General features: G+C 41.3%; 15 protein-coding genes and 6 tRNA genes. 12 read left to right on the top strand and 9 right to left on the bottom strand.

What is annotated here, in order from left to right; genetic code table 11:
• Positions 1 to 8 precede the first annotated feature (8 nt).
• The 4 genes from DRZ93_RS07745 to asd form a co-directional block, all read right to left on the bottom strand.
• On the bottom strand, positions 9 to 464 hold the full coding sequence (locus tag DRZ93_RS07745; RefSeq protein WP_172458128.1) for a fumarate reductase subunit C: 456 nt from the start codon (positions 462 to 464) through the stop codon (positions 9 to 11).
• 4 nt (positions 465 to 468) lie between these two features.
• A complete protein-coding gene (locus tag DRZ93_RS07740; protein ID WP_373854226.1) occupies positions 469 to 1,197 on the bottom strand; it encodes a succinate dehydrogenase/fumarate reductase iron-sulfur subunit in 729 nt (242 codons plus the stop codon).
• Positions 1,198 to 1,208: 11 nt separating this feature from the next.
• Positions 1,209 to 3,020, bottom strand: a complete 1,812-nt coding sequence (gene frdA, locus DRZ93_RS07735) for a fumarate reductase (quinol) flavoprotein subunit (RefSeq protein ID WP_113744076.1) — start codon at positions 3,018 to 3,020, stop codon at positions 1,209 to 1,211.
• A gap of 467 nt (positions 3,021 to 3,487) precedes the next feature.
• Positions 3,488 to 4,390: an archaetidylserine decarboxylase gene (asd, locus tag DRZ93_RS07725; RefSeq protein ID WP_113744077.1), complete on the bottom strand. Its 903-nt coding sequence runs from the start codon at positions 4,388 to 4,390 to the stop codon at positions 3,488 to 3,490.
• A gap of 670 nt (positions 4,391 to 5,060) precedes the next feature.
• Between asd and DRZ93_RS07720 the strand changes: the two genes are divergently transcribed.
• The 8 genes from DRZ93_RS07720 (at position 5,061) to DRZ93_RS07685 (ending at position 9,601) form a co-directional block, all read left to right on the top strand.
• Positions 5,061 to 5,136: transfer RNA gene (locus DRZ93_RS07720), tRNA-Gly, on the top strand.
• Between the two features lie 31 nt (positions 5,137 to 5,167).
• Positions 5,168 to 5,243: transfer RNA gene (locus DRZ93_RS07715), tRNA-Gly, on the top strand.
• Positions 5,244 to 5,269: 26 nt separating this feature from the next.
• A tRNA-Gly gene (locus DRZ93_RS07710) sits at positions 5,270 to 5,345 on the top strand.
• A gap of 31 nt (positions 5,346 to 5,376) precedes the next feature.
• Positions 5,377 to 5,452: transfer RNA gene (locus DRZ93_RS07705), tRNA-Gly, on the top strand.
• A 197-nt stretch (positions 5,453 to 5,649) separates the two neighbouring features.
• Entirely contained in the window at positions 5,650 to 8,331 is a 2,682-nt protein-coding gene (gene secA / locus DRZ93_RS07700) for a preprotein translocase subunit SecA (RefSeq protein ID WP_113744078.1), read from the top strand.
• A 683-nt stretch (positions 8,332 to 9,014) separates the two neighbouring features.
• Positions 9,015 to 9,090, top strand: a tRNA-Phe gene (locus DRZ93_RS07695).
• Between the two features lie 23 nt (positions 9,091 to 9,113).
• Positions 9,114 to 9,189 (top strand) — tRNA-Phe (locus DRZ93_RS07690).
• Between the two features lie 151 nt (positions 9,190 to 9,340).
• Positions 9,341 to 9,601: an RNA chaperone Hfq gene (locus DRZ93_RS07685; protein WP_113746258.1), complete on the top strand. Its 261-nt coding sequence runs from the start codon at positions 9,341 to 9,343 to the stop codon at positions 9,599 to 9,601.
• 429 nt (positions 9,602 to 10,030) lie between these two features.
• Here the strand turns inward: DRZ93_RS07685 and DRZ93_RS07680 are convergent, their stop codons facing one another.
• The 5 genes from DRZ93_RS07680 to DRZ93_RS07660 form a co-directional block, all read right to left on the bottom strand.
• Positions 10,031 to 10,279 (bottom strand): hypothetical protein, encoded by a 249-nt coding sequence (locus DRZ93_RS07680; protein ID WP_113745863.1) that lies wholly within the window; start codon positions 10,277 to 10,279, stop codon positions 10,031 to 10,033.
• Positions 10,280 to 10,288: 9 nt separating this feature from the next.
• On the bottom strand, positions 10,289 to 11,044 hold the full coding sequence (locus tag DRZ93_RS07675; RefSeq protein WP_113745864.1) for an ATP-binding protein: 756 nt from the start codon (positions 11,042 to 11,044) through the stop codon (positions 10,289 to 10,291).
• On the bottom strand, positions 11,044 to 12,777 hold the full coding sequence (locus tag DRZ93_RS07670; protein WP_113746257.1) for a Mu transposase domain-containing protein: 1,734 nt from the start codon (positions 12,775 to 12,777) through the stop codon (positions 11,044 to 11,046). Before DRZ93_RS07670 ends, DRZ93_RS07675 begins: the two co-directional genes overlap by 1 nt.
• Before the next feature lie 74 nt (positions 12,778 to 12,851).
• Positions 12,852 to 13,472, bottom strand: coding sequence for a hypothetical protein (locus DRZ93_RS07665; RefSeq protein ID WP_113746256.1), 621 nt, complete (start codon positions 13,470 to 13,472; stop codon positions 12,852 to 12,854).
• A 786-nt stretch (positions 13,473 to 14,258) separates the two neighbouring features.
• Positions 14,259 to 14,888, bottom strand: coding sequence for an HAD family hydrolase (locus DRZ93_RS07660; protein ID WP_113744080.1), 630 nt, complete (start codon positions 14,886 to 14,888; stop codon positions 14,259 to 14,261).
• 86 nt (positions 14,889 to 14,974) lie between these two features.
• Between DRZ93_RS07660 and DRZ93_RS07655 the strand changes: the two genes are divergently transcribed.
• From DRZ93_RS07655 to rnr, 4 genes are read left to right on the top strand one after another with little or no spacing between them, the layout of a single operon-like run.
• Positions 14,975 to 16,387: an FAD-dependent oxidoreductase gene (locus DRZ93_RS07655; protein ID WP_146741105.1), complete on the top strand. Its 1,413-nt coding sequence runs from the start codon at positions 14,975 to 14,977 to the stop codon at positions 16,385 to 16,387.
• A 20-nt stretch (positions 16,388 to 16,407) separates the two neighbouring features.
• Positions 16,408 to 17,019: an RdgB/HAM1 family non-canonical purine NTP pyrophosphatase gene (rdgB, locus tag DRZ93_RS07650; RefSeq protein ID WP_113746254.1), complete on the top strand. Its 612-nt coding sequence runs from the start codon at positions 16,408 to 16,410 to the stop codon at positions 17,017 to 17,019.
• Entirely contained in the window at positions 17,009 to 18,121 is a 1,113-nt protein-coding gene (hemW, locus tag DRZ93_RS07645) for a radical SAM family heme chaperone HemW (protein WP_113746253.1), read from the top strand. Before rdgB ends, hemW begins: the two co-directional genes overlap by 11 nt.
• A 26-nt stretch (positions 18,122 to 18,147) precedes the next feature.
• Positions 18,148 to 20,643 (top strand): ribonuclease R, encoded by a 2,496-nt coding sequence (gene rnr, locus DRZ93_RS07640; protein WP_113746252.1) that lies wholly within the window; start codon positions 18,148 to 18,150, stop codon positions 20,641 to 20,643.
• Positions 20,644 to 20,735: the final 92 nt, after the last annotated feature.

Here is a 20,735-nt window from a genome sequence, read left to right as displayed (position 1 = left end):
AAATCTCCTTAAGGCATTGTTAAGAAAGCTAAAGCCAGAATAACTACAGTGGCGCCACCAAAAGCAGCATACAGGGCACCCTGAACCATCATCTCAGGAACAAGCTCGGTTGTGGTCTTGTTCATGAATACGCGTACAGCCTTTGGCATAAGAGCAAAGAATGTAACAGCGTGGAAAAGAGCAGCGCCTAAAACAGCTACGTTAATCAGCAGAACCAGTGGGTTGCCCAGGAACTCCTGAACAAACCAGAGGTATGGTGCTGTTGACTGAGCTGTTGCAACAGGGGCAGTGAAATCACACAGGGCGAACATAAATACGCCAAGCATAATCTCAAGACCTGCAAATACAGCGGCAAAAGAAGTGCCTTCACGTAACATATAACGGAAGTAGAATGGGTGTTTGGCCCACCAAGTCTTATCAATCGGAGGATTGTAAGGTTTACGGTATGAATTTGTCTGACTCATATTACTACTCCGGCTTAAACATACTGATAACATAATCAGTAGCACTCATCTTCTTGCCAAGCTGAATAGCTGAAGATGGGTCTACATGCTTAGGACATACTTCTGAGCAGTAGCCAACGAATGTACAGCTCCATACACCTTCTTCCTGGCTCAGGAATGGCATACGTAACTTCTTGCCACCGTCACGGCTGTCAATATTGTAACGATAGAGCAGAGTTAAAGCGGCAGGTCCGATGAACTCTTTGTTGAGCTTGTACTGAGGGCAGGCAGCATAGCAACAGCCACAGTTGATGCACTGAGCGAACTGACGATAGGCCTCCATCTGCTGAGGAGTCTGCTTATAGGCCTTGGTTAAAGGCATATTCTTGTCCTTCTCAGTTGGAATGATGTATGGCTTAATGCGCTCAATCTTCTCAATAAGATCAGAAATATCAACAACAAGGTCACGCTCGATAGGGAAGTTATCGAGTGGGGCAATGCGCATGGTCTTGCCTTCGTAATCACGAAGGAAGGTCTTGCAGGCAAGCTTTGGTACATTGTTTACCATCATACCGCAGGAACCGCATACGGCCATACGGCATGACCAGCGGAATGAAAGGCTTGGCTCAAAGTGATCCTTGATGTAGAACAGGGCCTCTAAAACTGATGTCTCATTGATATATGGAACATCAAAGGTCTGCTCCCATGGCTTGTCGTCCTGCTCCGGGCGGTAGCGAACGACTGTAATCTTCATAGTTTTATCCATTATTTATCTGCCTCCTTGGCCTTCTTAGCAGCTTCAGCAGCCTCTGCCTCAGCACCGTATACACGCTTGGCTGGCTGGAAGGTAGTAATCTTAACGTCGCTGTAGGAAATATCTGGCAGACCAGTTTCCTTGTTGTAGATAGCTAAGGTGTGTTTGAGGAACTTAGCATCATCACGCTCTTTGTATGCGCCGTTAGGGCCATCGAGACGTTGGTGTGAACCACGTGACTCTTTACGGTTGATAGCAGAGTGAACCATGGTCTCGGCACAGTCTAAGGTGTAGCCAAGCTCGATTAAGTTCATCCACTCAGTATTGAATACACGACCTCTGTCGGTTAATGGAACATTCTTCAGACGTGTGCGCAGTACCTTGAGGGTATCCAGAGTTTCCTGCATAGTCTCTTCAACACGGTAGATACCAACACCCTTCTCCATGGACTCACCCATTTCAGAACGGATCTTGTACTGTGACTCATCGCCCTTGACATCGAACATAGACAGAGCACGTTTCTCAGCTTCTGCTGCCTGACGATCAAGCTCTGGGCTGTCAAAGTCATTGATTTCGTGTGCACGCTCTGCAGCAGCATCACCTGCAACTTTACCAAATACAATGGTCTCAACCAGTGAGTTGGAGCCAAGACGGTTAGCGCCGTGAATACCAACTGATGCACACTCACCTGCAGCATACAGACCATCCATACGGGTCTTGGTGCGGCCGTCAGTCTCAATACCACCCATGGTGTAGTGAACAACTGGACGTACAGGGATTGGCTGCTTGACAGGATCAACACCTGAGTAGGTCTGAGCCAGCTCGCAGATCATTGGGAGACGCTCGTGCAGATACTTCTCACCTAAGTGGGTAAGATCAAGGTGTACAGCCTCGCCTAATGGATACTTGATGGTGCGGCCTTTCTGTGATTCCTGCCAGAATGCCTGGGATACACGATCACGTGGACCTAATTCCATGTATTTGTTCTTTGGATGACCAACAGGGGTCTCAGGGCCTAGACCGTAGTCCTGGAGGTAACGGTAGCCGTCCTTGTTGTACAGAACGCCGCCTTCACCACGACAACCCTCGGTCATTAAGATACCGCAGCCTAAGAGGCCGGTTGGGTGATACTGAACGAACTCCATATCACGGATAGGCACGCCATGACGGTAGGCAAGTGAAATACCGTCACCGGTAACGATACCACCGTCGGTGTTGAAAGCATAGGCACGACCGGCACCGCCAGTTGCAATAATTACAGACTTGGCATTAATCTGACGGAATACACCATTTTGCAGATCGTAGCAGACTACGCCGCGGCAAACGCCGTCCTCAACCAGCAGATCAAGCACGAAGTGCTCGTCAAAACGGTTGATTGATGGGAACTGAATTGATGCCTGGAACAGGGTGTGAAGCATATGGAAGCCTGACTTGTCAGCGGCGAACCATGTGCGAGGCACCTTCATACCGCCGAAACGACGTACGTTTACGTCACCGTCGTCCTTACGGCTCCATGGGCAGCCCCAGTGCTCTAACTGGAACAGTTCTTCAGTTGTGTGACGTACGAAGTACTCAACAACATCCTGCTCACATAACCAGTCACCACCGGCTACTGTATCTTCAAAGTGTTTCTGATATGAGTCATCATCTCTAATAACACCGGCTGCGCCACCTTCTGCAGCTACAGTGTGGCTTCGCATCGGGTAAACTTTGGAAATGAGTGCAATGCGCAGTTTTGGATCAGCTTGTGCTACAGCAATAGCAGCACGTAATCCAGTACCACCAGCACCTACGATTGCAACGTCAGTTTGAATTTTTTCCACGTGAATCTCCTAAGCTTCGGTAGGGATAAAAATTGAATTACCGATTAGCAAAATAAACACTATAAATATATCAGAAAATTGAAAATAATTATTGAGATATTAGTTTTATTTTTTAAAAAAAGTTTTACATTGCAATAAATTAATAATTAATAAAAGTGCACTAAAACGGCACTTGCAGCGTCAGATTCTGGTTAATTTTAGAGGATGATTAGGGTAACGGCAGGCTTAAACATGGAGTTTTAGTAAAGCGCTGATTAAGGATAAATGTAAAAATTATTCACATCAGACAGATAAAAGAAGTGTGATTCAGATCATTTTTTTCACATGATACGCATTTTCTCCATATTTTTTTACAGGATTTTAATTTTGTCTGCATGCTCATTATTTGCGCCTGCTGTACAGTTTTTTCTGCCTGCAGATTAAAACAGGATGGCAGTGCCATCCTGTATGTTAATAAATATATGCCTTTAGCTCTTAAGAGGGCAGCTGCCTTCATCCTTGCCTTCATCAAGACTGTTATCATCACTAGGACCTGGCACAATCATGCTCTGACCCATCTTTACAGCATAACCTTCTACAAACATATCATCTATAGAGCCAAAATCTGCTGAGAACAGACATACAACGGTTGAGCCGTATTTAAACAGACCTATTTCATCACCTTTTTTAAAGTGCTTGTCTGTAAAGGTCTCAGCTAAAATATCCTTGCGTCTTTTAATGGTGCCAGACCATGGAGTGGCAATTGAGCCTACAAGGGCAGCGCCTACCATAACCACACCTAAATAGCCATGTGCAGTCTTGAATATGCACACCAGTCTTTCATTCTTGGTGTAAAGCTGCTCAAGATGATTTATATTGGATGTGCCTACAGGAAAGTGCTTGCCTGGTATATGTATGGTTTTGACAAGCTCACCGTCAACAGGCATATGAATTCTGTGATAGTTTGAAGGTGACAGATAGATACAGGCAAACAGACCTTCTCTAAAAAGCTCCTCGTCCTTGGCAGAGCCTCCTACCAGGGCCTTGAGTGAGTAGTCAATACCTTTAGCCTGCATTAGGCGGCCTGCCTTGATATCGCCTGCCTGACCTACAGTACCATCAACAGGTGACACGGCAATGGCCTTTTCATCAAGAGGTCTTTGACCTTCGGCAAGTTTTCTTGTAAAAAAATCATTAAAGGTTTTATATGAGGAGAGATCTTTATTCTCTATCTCTTCTAAGTTGATATTAAAGGACTTGATAAACTGTCTGATTAAAAACTGTGTAAATGAACCTAATGGTTTTTCAGTAAGTTTGGCTGACAGTGAGGTCAGGGTAGAGAGTGGAGTCACTGTCTCTGTAAGCTCAAGAAGTTTGTTGATAACTGGCATATATTTAACTTTCCTTGCAAAAAAACGCTACAAAGTATACAGCAAAATTGCTAAACCTTGCATAAATACTGTTGTTTTATGTCTATGGTGGTAAGTTTAGCTCTCTTTTCTTATATAAAACTTAGAGTGAAAGAAGCGCACAAATATTGAAAAACTGCACATAAAAAAAGTATATGTACTTAATATATTTATAAGCTTGCAGCTGCGTGTTGCGCAATAGTTTAAATATAGTTCAAAATGTTCTGAAACCAGCAAAAGATGCAGTATTATCTGTCTGTACAGAAAGCACAGCAGATGGAACAGTGCGTGACTCTATTAAAGCTATTTAAAAGATAGCAGACAAAATGAATAAGACACAGAAAAGCTTAAGACAGAGATCTTTCATGTAGGCTTTATATTGTACAGCGGCCTGATACTCAGTAAGATAAAGGCGGCAGGGGGTATGGCTTATGATCTTATCTTATTATGTACACAGCATTTTCATAAAGTGAGTATATTTACATTAAAAATGTTTAATTTTCAAAGACATAGCTGATTTTGTGTAAAATTTTTGTAAAAAATAACTTGCAAAAGCGAAAAATTTAATTATAATGGCATGCACTTGATTTGAAGAGCTCTGAAAATATGTTTGATTTCAGTCTCTTTGAGATAAGTAATAGTATTTATCATTGCGGGAATAGCTCAGTTGGTAGAGCATAACCTTGCCATGGTTAGGGTCGCGAGTTCGAACCTCGTTTCCCGCTCCAGATAAAACTGGAAATGATAAATGCAACGGATGCGGGAATAGCTCAGTTGGTAGAGCATAACCTTGCCATGGTTAGGGTCGCGAGTTCGAACCTCGTTTCCCGCTCCAAACTAAAATTTAACGTATTTATCATTGCGGGAATAGCTCAGTTGGTAGAGCATAACCTTGCCATGGTTAGGGTCGCGAGTTCGAACCTCGTTTCCCGCTCCAGATAAAACTGGAAATGATAAATGCACAGGATGCGGGAATAGCTCAGTTGGTAGAGCATAACCTTGCCATGGTTAGGGTCGCGAGTTCGAACCTCGTTTCCCGCTCCAAATCTCAAAGGCAGTTTCAGACTGCTTTTATTTTTTCTGCAACATCACTTTTCTATCTTTTCCAAAGCACTGTCTTAGCTTAATTAATTGATGAATTAAGTCATAAATTGTGTTAGATTAACGCTTATGTTTATTTAAGCTGGTGATATCAGCTAATATTAGATTTTCAGAATATTAAAGCAGATAGTGATAACAATATGTTTTTAACCACTCTAGTTACCAAGATTATAGGTAGTAGCAATCAAAGGACCCTCCGCAAGCTTAATAAGATAGTTAAGCAGATAAATGAACTTGAGCCAAAGTATCAGGCACTGCAGGATAGCGATTTTATTAATCTGACCAAAGAATTTAAAGAGAAAATCTCACAGGGTGCAACACTTGAGTCACTGCTGCCTGAGGTTTTTGCAGCAGCCCGTGAGGCTTCTGTACGTACACTTGGTTTAAGACCATTTGATGTACAGCTTATGGGTGGCATGGTTTTAAATGAAAAACAGATTGCAGAAATGAAGACAGGTGAAGGTAAAACCCTCACCGCTTTACTGCCTTGCTACTTAAATGCTCTTACAGAAAAGGGTGTACATGTTGTTACAGTAAATGACTATCTGGCAAGACGTGACAGTGACTGGAGCCGTCCATTCTATACCTTCTTAGGTATGACAGTAGGATGCAATATTCCAGGAATGGATCCAGAGCAAAAGCGTGCAGCCTATGCCTGTGATGTAACCTACGGTACCAATAATGAGTTTGGCTTTGACTATCTGCGTGACAATATGGCCTATGCCAAAGAGCAGAGAGTTCAGAGACCTTTATATTATGCTCTTGTTGACGAGGTTGACTCTGTACTTATCGATGAGGCCAGAACCCCTCTTATTATCTCAGGTGCAGCCGAGGACAGCTCAGAGCTTTACCGTCAGATTGACACCATTATTCCAAATCTTAAAAAGCAGGATAAGGAAGATACTGAAGAGTATGTAGGCGATGGTCATTTTACTGTTGATCTAAAAATGAAGCAGGCCTACCTTACAGAGCGCGGCCAGATCTATGTTGAGGATCTGCTGCGTGAAAAGGGTCTTTTAAGAGCAGGTGAGTCATTATTCTCAAGCTCAAATATTGTTCTTCTGCATCATGTTATGGCAGCTCTGCGTGCCCATGCACTGTTCAGACGTGACGTTGACTACGTGGTAGCCGGTGGTCAGGTTGTAATTATTGATGAGCACTCAGGCCGTAAGATGGAAGGCAGACGCTGGTCAGACGGACTGCATCAGGCAGTTGAGGCAAAGGAGCATGTAGAGATCAAGGCTGAAAATCAGACTTTAGCCTCTATTACCTTCCAGAACTACTTTAGAATGTATGAAAAGCTTGCCGGTATGACCGGTACAGCTGATACAGAGGCTTTTGAGTTCCAGCAGATATATGGTTTAAGAACTGTTGTGCTGCCAACCAACAAGCCTATGATACGTAATGATATGGCAGATCTTATTTATCTTACCGAGGCAGATAAGTTCAAAGCCATTATTGAGGATATTAAAGAGCAGGTTAAAAAAGGCCGTCCAGTGCTCGTTGGTACCATCTCTATTGAAAATTCTGAAAAGCTCTCATCACTGCTTAAGAAAGAGGGTATTGCCCATCAGGTATTAAATGCCAAGTTCCACGAGCAGGAGGCCCATATTGTAGCTCAGGCCGGCCGTCCAGGTACTGTGACCATTGCCACCAACATGGCCGGTCGTGGTACAGATATTATTCTTGGCGGTAATCTGCAGGCAGATATTAATGCCTTAGGTGACAAGGCTACAGAGCAGGCTGTCAAGGAGCTGCAGGAGCAGTGGCAGCAGCGTCATGATGCAGTTGTGGCTGCAGGTGGTCTGCACATCATAGGCTCTGAGCGTCATGAGTCACGTCGTATTGACAATCAGCTGCGTGGCCGTGCCGGACGTCAGGGTGATCCTGGTTCATCACGTTTCTATCTGTCAATGGATGACAGCCTGATGCGTATGTTTGGCTCTGAAAAGTTAAAAGCCTTCATGCAGAGAATGGGTATGGAAGGTGATCAGCCTCTTGAGCACAAGCTGGTTACAAGATCAATTGAAAATGCCCAGAGAAAGGTTGAGACCAGAAACTTTGATATACGTAAGAGCCTGCTTGAGTTTGACGATGTGGCCAATCAGCAGCGTAAGGTTATCTATGAGGAGAGAAATGCTCTGCTCGATGGCGAGGATATTGGTCAGACCATCAATACTATACGTGAGGACGTATTTAACAGTGTTATTGATGAGTATATCGAGCCTAACTCACTTGTTGAGACCTGGAAGGTTGAGGATCTGCAGAACAGACTTAAAGAGGAGTTTGATGTCGATGCTCCTATTGCCGCCTGGATGCAGGAAGATGACAAGCTGGTTGAGGATGACATCAGAGAAAAGGTTATAGGAGTTGCTGCTGATATCTATGCTAAAAAGTGTGAGCTTATCGGCGAGGAGAACAGGGTTCGCCTTGAGAAGAGCGTCATGCTGCAGGCTATAGATACTCTGTGGAAGGAGCACCTTGCCTCTATGGACTATATGCGTCAGGGTATCGGTCTGCAGGGTTATGCTCAGAAAAATCCTAAGAATGAGTATAAGATTCAGTCCTTCAATCTCTTTACCAAGATGCTTGATAACCTCAAGTATCAGGTAGTAAGAACCTTATCCCGCATTCAGGTAAGAATGCCAGAGCTATCTGAAGAGCAGATTGCTCAGTTAAAGAGAATGCAGGAAGAAAAGGAGAAAAATCTCTCCCGCCCTAAAAAGGCTACCCTGACTGACGGTCATGATCATGTAGGTCGCAATGACCCATGCCCATGCGGCTCTGGCAAGAAATACAAAGACTGTTGCGGTAAGCTATAAGAGCCTTGTACAGATCTGTGCGCCTGATGTTTTAATCAGGCCATCAACAGACCCCAACTTAGTGTGGGGTCTGTTCTTATAGACCTTATAAAAACTTTTATCCTCTCATCTAAAAGATAAGATCTGATCTATGCTCTAACCCCATGCGGCACAGATTTTACTATTGCTTAATCTTTAGCATACGCAGCTCAATCACAATTTACATAGATTGTTCCCATATGTGCCATAAAAGCTCTTAGAGAGCTTAAAACTGGGGGCTTATATAAGATTATGCGCACAGATGTAAGACTGAAATCTAAAAGGCTCAAAAGAATAGTGTCTTTTGATACAGTACAGGTAGCAGGCTTTATTTAAATAACTCCTGATAAGATAGCTGGCAAATAAATTAATGGGCAGGCATAAGTTTTGTACGTGATTGCACTTTTTTAATCGAGAGTGCAAAAATTAAAATATTTTTTATGATGCCACTTTGGCGCAAGCCTTTTTTTTACAAATAAAATAAAAAAAATTTTAGATAATTTATTTTTAAATGCATAATGTCAACAAATGGCATATATAAGGCAAAAATCAGGGTTTTATCTATGTCTTTGACTTTAGATGAAGGCAGAAATCTGAAGAAATTTTAAAATTTTTTTTAAAATTTCTTGACATGAAATCGTATAAATGGTTTAATAATCGCCGTTGCCCAGATAGCTCAGTCGGTAGAGCAGGGGATTGAAAATCCCCGTGTCGGTGGTTCGATTCCGCCTCTGGGCACCACTTAAAAATTTACCTCTTTTTGTGCCCAGATAGCTCAGTCGGTAGAGCAGGGGATTGAAAATCCCCGTGTCGGTGGTTCGATTCCGCCTCTGGGCACCATCTTATTTTAAACTCAAATTTTCATTTCAAACCTAAGTGTTTTTATAGACATTTTTCATCTTGGTATACAAAACTAGTTCTATTTTGTTTATAATCTATACGACATACATTAATTATCCTAATAAAAATAATTCTAATAAGTGAAATAGATATGAACCATACCAAAAATAATAATAACTGGGCCAATTCACATGCAGGTAATTTTAAATCCTTAAGTTCAGCCTTTGCTTTAAATGGCGGACAGGATGGAGCCCTGCGCTTTCTTACCGATAATAATATATCTATTTGTGTTTTCCTTGTAACAGGCATGAAGTTTGAAGGAGTGCTGCAGTCTTTTGATCAGTACACCATCTGTATCATGGATATCAAAGGCAGACAGCAGTTAATCTATAAAGTGGAAAATCCGGTCTAAAATCTCATCTGATCCGGTAGTGCCTCAGTATTAGATCTTGAAAACGGACGACACCAATTCCTATTAAATCTCATCTGATCTTGAGCTAAAATTTGTCCTAAACTCTAGCAGTAGTTCCTGCCTACTTTTGTTCAATACTGTTTTTATACATCTGATCCTGACCTAAATCAGTATTTCCGCTCTTCTTACACATGATCTTTTGTCTATTAAATCCTTCTGGTAATCATGCCATCTTTAAAGGCATCGTCAGATCCTGAGGGTTATCAGAAGTTCCTATTGCACCAAAACAGTACTTCCGTTACATCATCTATTGATCTTGTATAGCACGTCAGATCTTTAGGCAGTTACTCTGTAAACTGACGCCATAAATATAGCTTTTATATAGGCTTATTAGAGATAAAACCCTGACACTAGGCCAGGGTTTTTGTGTTATAAAATGATATCGATTTTAACAACTCTGCCAAGATGAAGTTGCGGCCTCATTGGTTTACCTCCTAGAAACCATTCATGGCTGTTTAAATTAAAATCGACCATATGGGAGATCCATTTTGATTTGCCATGTCTATCCTTTTTTTTCAGATAGATGGTATCTCCTATATTTATTTCATAGTCATCAATATAAAGACAGTTACTGTCATTATTAAATGCAAGACGGCCTAATATTTTTAACTTATACACGACAAGCTCCTAGACAAAGTCATATGGCAGAAGTGTAATATCTTGTACACACTGATTAATGCGCCTAGTTACAGCATCTGTTATGGCTGCATCAATATTTACAAACCTTTTAGCCATACCTACAGATGTAAGCTGTGTTGCTATCAGTGTAGACGCAGTATTAATACGATCATTTAAAATATCATTAAGATATTTAGCATACCTGGCTTCATAAAAGTCGGTCAAAAATAAATCATCTATTATCAGCAGGTGCACCTTTTTAAGCTTTTCTCTGAATTTAAGTCTTTGCTCTACGTTAAATATAGAGAATTGCTCTAGGAGATCATTGGCTATTGTATATTGTACACTCATGCCTCTGAGGCAAGCTCTTCTACCGATATTGCATATGAGCTCTGTCTTACCTGTTCCAGATGCTCCTCGTACTATGACATTTTGTTTTTTAACTACAAAACTCAGCGAGGCAAGCTCTGCCATAGTTGTATTACTAAGCCCTCTCTTTTCACTCCTTAAAATAAAATCTAAATCTTGATTTCCTCTGAGTTTACTGCGCTTTAACAGCGTCTGACCTTTAACCTCATTAGCATAATCAATATGCTCTTGAAGCGCCATCAGCAGTCTTTCATTAAATGTCAAACCGCTAAATATGTCTGGCGTTGTAAACTGGCGATGAAAGGCCAGAGCAAGGCCTTTTAAACGAATGTCTTTAAAAGCTTTTATTATACGGCTTTCATCTTCAGTTAGAGTGTAAGTTTGTTCATTTGACATTATTTATTCTCCTGTGCTTTACCCAATTTTCTGGCCATAGCCACATCTCTAGAGTTGCGCAGAACACCATCGTCATCAACACTAAATGTTAAATTACCTTGCTCACTGGCTTTGTCAGATCTGGGCTCATTGATGACGGGCTCTTCTGCAGTACAGGCTATATCGGCAATATCATCCTCACGCGGTTTTAAAGACTCTGATACCATCTGCTTATAAATTTGGACTAAATTTGTTATGTTTCTAACAGCTGGTTCCATCTGCATTATTTTCATGAATGTCTTATCAGCAAGCTCTGTGTTGGCAGATCCTTTATAGAAATTAATGGCCGCAACACATGCTTTGAGGGCATGTCCGTTTTTTTGCTTATTTTTCCATGAACAGTATGAGTGCAGATTTTTACTGAGATTAAAAGCTTCATCCAGCGCCTGTTCAATCTTTAAATACTTCCTTTCATCTTGAACGGCCTTGTGGTTCTCAGGCATATGTGCTCTAATCGTATTGACGCTGTTATTTTGTGCAAAATTAATAGGATGCGTGGCAATAAGGCGATCATCGCATGATATTGTTAATATATTTTCATACACTCTGACTGTTACCACCTGACCTATATAGGTATATGGGACAGAATATTTATTTGTACCAAATGTTATATGGTAGTTACGAGGCACTTTGAGGATATAGATATGGGCAAATTGAGGTATGGTAGAGATCATGGCGCGGGCTTTAGGTTTTTCACAATGCTCAAACAGATAGGCTCTGTTTTGCTCTAAATCTCCACGCAGCTGGGCCTGATTAATACGCTTTTCAATCAGATCCTGTAATAGGTGGTTATGTTCCTCCAGTGATCTTGGTGTGTCACTGTCATAATTGTTGATAACACGTTCAGTTATTAACCTTACAGCGTATTCAACCCTGGATTTATGAGTTGGCGCACGTGGTGATGTTGGATGTACAAATACATCAAAACGCGACATAAAGTCTTCAAATGATTTATTTATGATAGGCTCTGATATAATAGAGTGATCTTCTACCCATGCTTTGGCATTGTCAGGTATTATTTCCTGGGGTAGACAGTTAAAGTGCTTAAATGCAGCGCTTATAGCTATGCATGTAGCCTCTGTGGTCTGTCTTTCTACGAATCTTGCAAAAACGTAACAACTGGCAGACCACACAATTACAAATACATTAAAATCTGTCTTAACGCCTCCAGGAAGTGTCAGAGCACACTTTTTTCCGGCAAAATCAATTTCGCAGCTTAGTCCATATGTCTTGTCCATGATAAATACTGGATCAGCCGTTTTTGCAAAAAGCTCATCTTCTGCCTTTTTTAAATAATGATAAAACTGACTGCGAGATAAGTAGTGCCATTTATTGGCAATACAGTTTTCCATGTAATTAAAATAATAAAATTGCTTGCTCATATGCCTTTCCAGGCGGTCTACAGCCATCTCCAAAAAATCTGGCATAAACTCTGAGCGGGAGACATGCTCCTCCTGAGTACCATTATCTGTACCTGATGCCAGATAGCATATATCTACAAGTTGCTGATTACTAAGAAGCTCAAGAGAGTATCGGGAGCAGATGTCTGCTTTAAACAGCCTCTCTTTTATGTGCGATACAGTAAAACGGGAGACACCAACTCTAGCTCCAATCTGGGTATTATTCAGCCCTCCAAGAATAAGCTTGGCTATGTCTTTGAGCTTGTCTGCGCTCAAATGCTGTCTTTTTGTCATTAAAAGTTCCTTAAAAAAATATGACAAACCCCATGTTTGTCTTCAACAAAGGGTATTTTAAGGACTTTTAAAAATTAGTCGTTATTTGCTGTACGAAAGCGCATAAGTATGGCATTTTGTATATTTTCACTATTATGGAGCAACAGGCAGAACCTAGGGGCCGTCAGGCATGAAACCGTAATATCAAAAAATTTAAATACTCTATGCTTGAGAGAGTTAAACTGTTTTATATGATATTTCCATCTTTGTATCAGCTTTAATACTTTCTTACATTCTTGTTTAAATAGACTGAGATCCCCGCAGCGAGCTTCTAAATCTTTATTTTGTACATTTTCTGATTCTGCTGCTATATAGTCTTCAATAACTTGTTTTAAATGACTTTGGCCAGGCTCAAAAATATCTGGCTGTACAAGATGGTAACGTGACACCTTATGCTTCTTGCAAGCACCACAATTACAATCTTTGTTTTCGCAAAACATCTGAGGAATAAGCACTGTAATTTTCACTCCATAGATCAGGCGTTTGGCCTTGCTAATATAAGCTTTAAATTTGAGTTTCTTATTACAGAGTGGACAGATTAAATATTGAAAAGCATCTTTATGTAAAAGCAATCTTATAGGCTTTGAAAGGCCATTTTTGATGGCTTCATTGAGCTCATCAATATTGGAAAATAAATTTTGTGTTAAAATAAACATTCAAGTAGTGTGAGCTCTTTATTCTTGGCGGAAGTGAGCTCACCTCTCCTTCTAATATCCTAGCAAAACAACTTTTTAGTTGATTCTAACAATGTTCAATAGTTTACATAAAGTAGCCATAAAAAGAGCTGCGTTGTAGACGAGTGCATTAAAATAATGCAATAAGATCTGATGTATATGCTTAAGAATAAAGGTTTGCATAACATAAGATATGTGCAAAAGGCAGAACTGCGATTACAAGATCAGGCGAGAAGATTAGGAATTCAAGAGCAAATTTAGGAATGATATAAAACGTCCCGGATCTATAGTTAAAACCAAGATTTAAAGATTAAAGATCAGATTCATTGATTGATATATATAGGATTTGGTGTTGGTTATTAATAAGATCAACCGAGATTGAAACCCGGAAATTTCATATAAAGATAAGATTTCAACTCTTATGGTAAATAATAAGGTAAATTAATATTTAAATAATAATTTTATTTACAAGTGCAAAGCCTCTGCCTTTTTCTGTTATTTTTACCAGGGCTTTTGCTTCTCTATATTAGCTTTTAATAAAGCTCTATCCAAATAATTGTTTATCCATGCGCGCCATTAATCATATTTATGATGGATTTTCTTATATATTAAAGCTTTAATATTAACATGTAAGACATGATATAAAAGTTATAGGATTTAAAGACAGTAGCACTATCAATATATGTTTTTGTCTTTTACATATAATTTATACAAAAAAGGCAGGATGTCCTATTCCTGCCCTCTGTACTTTTAATTTATAAAGACTGTTTAAAGACTTGTCTTAATTGCAAAGTCGCACTTGCAGTCAACAACCTCAACGCAGTGCATGCCACCATCAATAGCTGCCTGAACACCAAGCTTGCCATCCTCAAAGACCAGGGTATCTTTAGGTTCTACACCCATTAAGGAGCAGCACTTTAAAAATGTGTCTGGAAATGGTTTGTGGCGTTTTACATCATCGGCACAGACTATGGCATCAACATAGCGTTCAAGACCAAGTTTTTTCAGAATATCGACAGCATTGATACGCTGTGTGCCTGTACCCACGGCTATTTTTATACCAAGCTCATGACCCTTTTTTAAAACCTCTTCTATAGGCTTTATAGTCTCAACCTTATCCATATTTTCACGATAGAGCTGTACTTTTCTTTTGACAAATTCATCAATATCACCAACATCATGGCCTTGTGATGCAAAATAGGTTACAACGTCACGAGAGGATACACCGCCCATGCTGTAAATCAAAGCAGGATCAACGACAAAACCGTGCTCGGCGCCTACCTGTATCCAGGCTTTGACATGAAAGGGCATGGAATTGATGAGTGTTCCGTCAAGATCAAAGATAAAAGCCTTATAGGAAAAAATTTTCTGCATGGCAGGGGTCATTTCCAGAGTCATAACAGTGTAAAACCTCCAAAAGTTAGATTTATTTATTTAGATTTTAAAGTATTTTGCATACAATATATAAAAAATTAGGAGATATTTTGAAAAATATAAGTTGTGATACTCTGATCATAGGAGCCGGCAGCGCCGGCCTTGAGGCCTACAAGGCAGCTAATGAAAAGGGGGCTAACTGTATCTTGATTGAGTCAGGTCCTTTAGGTACCACATCACAGCGATCTGGTGACATTCCTGCGGCCATTTTAATGGCTGCTGCCAAAAGAGTCAGAGCCTCAAGCAATCTTGATGCCTTTGGTCTGCGCCTTATAGGCGAGAGGGAGTATGATACCTCCGAGGTTATGAATGCTCTGCGCGCAGTCAGAGCTAGGGGTACTACAGAAATACTCTCTGTAATCTATAAAATACCTGAGAGCGAGCGCATCATAGGCAGAGCCAGATTTGTAGATCCTTACTGTGTTGAGATTATAGATCAGGATCTTAACATCACCTTTAAAACTGCTGTCATAGCCACAGGCTCCACCCCTGATATTCCCTATGAGATAGCTAAACTTGGTGATATTTTAACCACCAATGATATCTTTGAGCTTGATACTATACCAAAATCCCTGGCCGTCTTTGGCTCAGGTGCCGAGGCTTTGCAGCTAGGTCAGGCCTTATCATATCTTGGCTCTGATGTAACCATATTTTCGCGCAGCAATTTATGGCATCTTACCGATGAGTCTGTCATACAGGTGGCAGCCGATGAATTTGCCTCCAAGGTTAATATTGCCTTTAACAGCGTCATTACGGCTATTGAGAGGGAAAATGACAGCTATGGTCTGTATTATATTGATGACAGCAACTACGAAAACTATCTGAAGGTGGACAAGGTTTTATCTGTAAATACCCGTGTTGCAAGAACGCAGGGACTTAATCTGCGCGATATAGGGGTAAGACTTGATAAGCGCGGTTTTATTGATATTGACAATACCACCATGCAAAGCTCGGTCAATCATATTTTTGCTGCTGGCAATATAACAGATGCCAACATCTCAACTGTGCAGTCAAAGGCACAGGGGCGTTTTGCCGGAATGAATGCCGCCACCTATCCTCTTATCAATGTTATGAAAGAGAGGGTTAATCTTAAGATTTTAGATGCCGATCCGTCTTTGGCCATTGTAGGTATGTCGCTTGAGAGTATGCGTGACAGAGCCCGCAGAGGACAGAGTTTTATTGTAGCTGAAAGTCATACCTCATCTGGTATGTACCGTATTCAAAGAAAGGTAAACGGTATTGTCAGACTCTATGTTGATGAGGCAAGCCATGAGATTTTAGGCTCTGAAATGTGTGCCTCAGGTGCTGCCCATTTAGCGCAGTTTTTATCATTGTGCATAGAAAAGAAGATGACATGCGAGGAGCTTGCCTGCTATCCGTTTTTCAATCCAACCTATGAACAGGTGCTAAGCGATGTGGCAGGCAATGCCAGCAGAACCTTATCGCGTAAAAAGGTTATTTAAACAAAAGGAAAATTTGCTTTATGACATATCCAAAAACCATAGTTCTAGCCTCAAACAATGAGCACAAGGCCCGTGAGGTGGAGGCTATGCTTGAGGTTTTTAATATAAAGGTAGTGCCACAGAAAAATTTTAATGTGCCAGATGTGGCAGAAGATGGCAAAAGCTTTATACAAAATGCTCTAATTAAAGCCTATAACGCCAGTGCCTATGCCTCAATGCCGGCCCTTGCCGATGACAGCGGCATCTGCGTTGATGCCCTAAACGGAGCTCCTGGTATTTTCTCAGCCCGCTATGCAGGTGTGCATGGTGATGACAAGGGCAATAATAAAAAGCTTTTGGAGGAACTGGCTCATGTCAAGGCAGATAAAAGAACTGCCCGCTTTGTCTGTGCTCTTGCCTTTGTGCGTCATGGTGATGATCCAACCCCGCTTATTGCCACAGCCTCATGGGAGGGTATGATTGGCTTTGAAGAGCGTGGGGCCAACGGTTTTGGCTATGATCCACTGTTTTATTTAAAGGACAGACATGCAAGTGCCGCGCAGATTCCGCCACAGCTTAAGAATCTGCTCTCACACCGCTTTAAGGCCATGCAGCAGATGCTTGAGCTGTTAAGACAGTCCTATGCACACTAAGCTCTCTTTATATCTGCACTATCCATGGTGTATAAGAAAATGTCCTTACTGCGATTTTAACTCGCACAAAAAGGATATAAGTTATGATGAGGCCTATTTTGCAAGGCTTTTGGACGATTTTAAGGCCTCGCAGGAATATATACAGGGCAGGCAGTTTATATCTGTCTTTGTAGGCGGCGGTACTCCGTCGCTTGGAAATGCCTCATGCTACGCCTCCTTTTTTGACACTATTGCTCAGTTTTTAGATAAAGACTGTGAGATAACCTTTGAGGCCAATCCCGGCACTGTTGATTATAAAAATCTCTGTGACTTTAAAGCTGCAGGTTTTAACCGCATTTCTATAGGTGTACAGAGCTTTGATAATGCCATGTTAAAGGCCTTAGGGCGTATCCATGACAGTGATGAGGCCAAAAAGGCCTGTCTTGAGGCCAGAAGGGCAGGTTTTTTAAGGCGCAATTTTGATCTTATGCATACCCTGCCAGGTCAGAGCACTGCTATGGCTTTGGCTGATCTGCAGACAGCCTGTGACCTTGAGTGCACACATTTATCCTGGTATGAGCTTACCATTGAGGAAGATACTCATTTTGGCGCCCATCCTCCAGTCCTGCCTGATGAAGATACTATGCTTGATATAGAAGAGCAGGGGTTTGAGTTTTTGCAAAAGCATGGCTTTGAGCGTTATGAAGTATCAGCCTTTACTAAAGAGAGGCGCTGTGTTCACAATGAAAACTACTGGCTCTTTGGTGATTATCTGGGACTTGGTGCCGGGGCGCACTCTAAAATATCTTTAGGGCAGAGCATAATGCGCAGAGCACATCACTCTCTGCCAAAGTCTTATATGCAAGAGGACTATGCCAGATTTTATAATGTGAGCGACAATGATGTGCCTTTTGAGTATATGCTCAATCGTTTAAGACTGTTTGACAGTATTTCTCTTACTGATTTTACGGACAAAACCGGCCTTGATGTTGCGCTTATTGAAGATAAACTGCACAAGGCATCTGAGCTTGGACTTATATGTTTTGATACAGCTAACACTTATCACATAACCAGGCTAGGTAAAATTATGTTAAATGATATTCTTGCACTATTCTTAGAATAAAGTATAGACAGAATAAGGACAAAGGTATGGAAGATATAAAGGATATGCAAAGCAAGATAGACTTTTTGCTAAAAAGTCCCAATGCTCCAAAAGGTGAGGTGGCATCCAATCTCAAAGTGGCGCTGTATGTGGTAATGCAGCTGTATCCTCTTAATATTTTTAATCCGCAGGCGCAGGGCTTTTTATTCTATGCTCTAAAGAAAGTGGGATATGAGGAGAATACCTTAGGTCTTGGCATGGATGTGGTGCACAGCTTTTTAGATGAGCTGGTCAAGGAAGGAGCGCTTAGCTATCTTGAGGATTATTCATGCTATATCTGTGAGGACAATGTAGTAGAGTTTAAAGGCAAAATCTTTGAGGGTAAGATCTTAGGCGAATTTTTCATAAAGGATCTTGAGAAGGTTACAAGATATAAAGTTGAGTCCAAATTCAATTTAAACTCTGGTGATGAGGTTCTTGTAATTGCCGATAACATCAAGATGGTGGCCTATGTCAAGGAGCTTTTGAGCAAGAGCTCTGGTGTTATAGGCTATCTGAGGGCATCTGGATCATCCTTTGTGGTTGAACCATGTGATGTATCAAATAACAGAACTTATGAAATACTCTCCAAGGCCAGTTTGAACGGGGCCAGGGAAGGTGACATTGTTATTGCCCGCTATGCCCACAATAAAAAAGGCTCTGGTCTTGTGGTGCAGGAGGTGGTAAAGGATCTTGGCAAATTCAATAAAATTCTGTTAAGTGCCATTTTAAAATACGATATTCCAAATATCTGGCCACCTAACATGAAAAGAGCCCTGACCAGAATTCCTGACAGTGTAGATGAGTCAGAGATTAAAGGGCGCAGGGATCTGCGTGATCTGCCGCTTGTGACTATTGACGGTGAGGATGCAAGAGACTTTGATGATGCCGTCTATTGTGTCAAGGAAGGCACTGTATGGCGTCTTTATGTAGCTATTGCCGATGTGTCATACTATGTCAAGACAGGCACAGTGCTTGATGCTGAGGCTTTAAACCGCTGCAATTCAGTCTACTTTCCAAACTATGTCATACCTATGCTGCCAAAGAAGCTGTCAAATGGCATCTGCTCTTTAAATCCTAAGGTTGACAGACTGTGTATGGTCTGTGAGATGATAATCAATGGCAAGGGTACTATAGAAAAGTATGATTTCTATCCTGCTGTCATGAACAGTCATGCGCGTCTGACCTATACCGAGGCGCATGAGATGATAGAAAAGGGCAGTACCGATAATGCAGAACACAAAGCTTTAATTGGCGATCTGCAGGAGATTAATAAATTATACAAGGTCTTAAAAAGGGCACGTGAGATAAGAGGCGGCATTGCTGTTGAAGGACAGGAGGTGCATATTATATTTGATGAGCATATGGAGATAAGTGCTATTGAGCCTTATATAAGAAATGAGTCACATATGCTTATTGAAGAGTGCATGATTGCAGCCAACGTAGCAGCAGCCTGTTTTGTGCAGGCTAATGCCTCACAGACACTTTACCGTGTGCATGCCAAGCCGAGTGCTGTAAAGCTTGAGGCTCTGCGCAGCAATCTTTTAACTTTCGGTTTAACTCTAGGCGGTGGTGACAATCCTTCCAATCAGGATTTTGCAGTTTTAGCCAAACAGATAGAAAAAAGAGAGGATAAGGCCATTATTGAGCAGATTGTACTACAGGCTATGTCAAAGGCTATGTACAGTCCTGACAATATAGGTCACTTTGGTCTGGCTCTTGATAAATATGCCCACTTTACCTCTCCTATACGCCGCTATCCTGATCTGCAGCTGCATCGTGTGATCAAATATCTTTTAGAGAAGAAAAAGACTCACAGCTGGGGACGCATAGGCGCTAAATCCTATACCAAGGAGGAGCTTGTAACCTTGGGTACACGCTGTACTGACAGAGAGATTGCAGCTGATATGGCAGAGCATGATGTTGATAATGAGCTCAAGTGTGAATTTTTGAAAAATCACATTGGAGAGACTGTCACAGGCACCATCACAGCTCTTGTCTCCTTTGGCATCTTTGTGCGTCTTAACAATTTCTATATTGACGGCATGATCTTTATTGGCAATCTGCCAAAGGGTGAGATGAGAGACAACTGCTATGAGTACGCAGAGCCAGGCGGCTTAAAACGCCTGCATGTAGGCTCTCCTGTCAAGGTGGTTATTGCCTCGGTTGACTCAAAGACACACAAGGTTGATCTTTTCCTTGAACAAAGGGGCAATCCTGTGCTCAAGAGCATTATAAAAAGCGCCAAGCAGCAAAGGGCTAGGGAGATTGAGCAGAGCTCACTTGACAATGATGAGTTTGATGCTGTCTTTAACAATATCATGGGCTCTAATATCAATCAGGCCGTTGAGGATGACTCACTCTTTTTAAAAGAGCGCTCTGATACATTGTTTGAAAAGATAGCCAAAGAGAAAAAGCTGTCTAAAAAGCAAAAGAGCAAAGCCAAAAAAGATAAGGAAAAAGACAAGGTCAAAAAGAGCAAAGGCAAGAAAAAGGATAGATAGTCTGACTTTTTGTGTACCAAGCAGTATTTAGACAAAGGCAGTCTGGGGCAAAAAGCACAGCTTCAGACGGCCTTTAATTTTTTGTCTGCTGT

Origin of the sequence: Anaerobiospirillum thomasii, assembly GCF_900445255.1 — a bacterium.
GTDB lineage: Bacteria > Pseudomonadota > Gammaproteobacteria > Enterobacterales > Succinivibrionaceae > Anaerobiospirillum_A > Anaerobiospirillum_A thomasii.
The sequence above is the reverse complement of the archived record's forward strand: the minus strand, read 5'-3'. Positions and strand labels throughout refer to the sequence as shown.

Coding starts and splice junctions, on each gene's coding strand:
- DRZ93_RS07745 (WP_172458128.1), bottom strand. CDS start 464: ATGAGTCAGACAAATTCATACCGTAAACCTTACAATCCTCCGATTGAT.
- DRZ93_RS07665 (WP_113746256.1), bottom strand. CDS start 13,472: ATGTTTATTTTAACACAAAATTTATTTTCCAATATTGATGAGCTCAAT.
- asd (WP_113744077.1), bottom strand. CDS start 4,390: ATGCCAGTTATCAACAAACTTCTTGAGCTTACAGAGACAGTGACTCCA.
- secA (WP_113744078.1), top strand. CDS start 5,650: ATGTTTTTAACCACTCTAGTTACCAAGATTATAGGTAGTAGCAATCAA.
- DRZ93_RS07685 (WP_113746258.1), top strand. CDS start 9,341: ATGAACCATACCAAAAATAATAATAACTGGGCCAATTCACATGCAGGT.
- hemW (WP_113746253.1), top strand. CDS start 17,009: ATGCACACTAAGCTCTCTTTATATCTGCACTATCCATGGTGTATAAGA.
- DRZ93_RS07675 (WP_113745864.1), bottom strand. CDS start 11,044: ATGTCAAATGAACAAACTTACACTCTAACTGAAGATGAAAGCCGTATA.
- rnr (WP_113746252.1), top strand. CDS start 18,148: ATGGAAGATATAAAGGATATGCAAAGCAAGATAGACTTTTTGCTAAAA.
- DRZ93_RS07740 (WP_373854226.1), bottom strand. CDS start 1,197: ATGAAGATTACAGTCGTTCGCTACCGCCCGGAGCAGGACGACAAGCCA.
- rdgB (WP_113746254.1), top strand. CDS start 16,408: ATGACATATCCAAAAACCATAGTTCTAGCCTCAAACAATGAGCACAAG.
- DRZ93_RS07660 (WP_113744080.1), bottom strand. CDS start 14,888: ATGACTCTGGAAATGACCCCTGCCATGCAGAAAATTTTTTCCTATAAG.
- DRZ93_RS07670 (WP_113746257.1), bottom strand. CDS start 12,777: ATGACAAAAAGACAGCATTTGAGCGCAGACAAGCTCAAAGACATAGCC.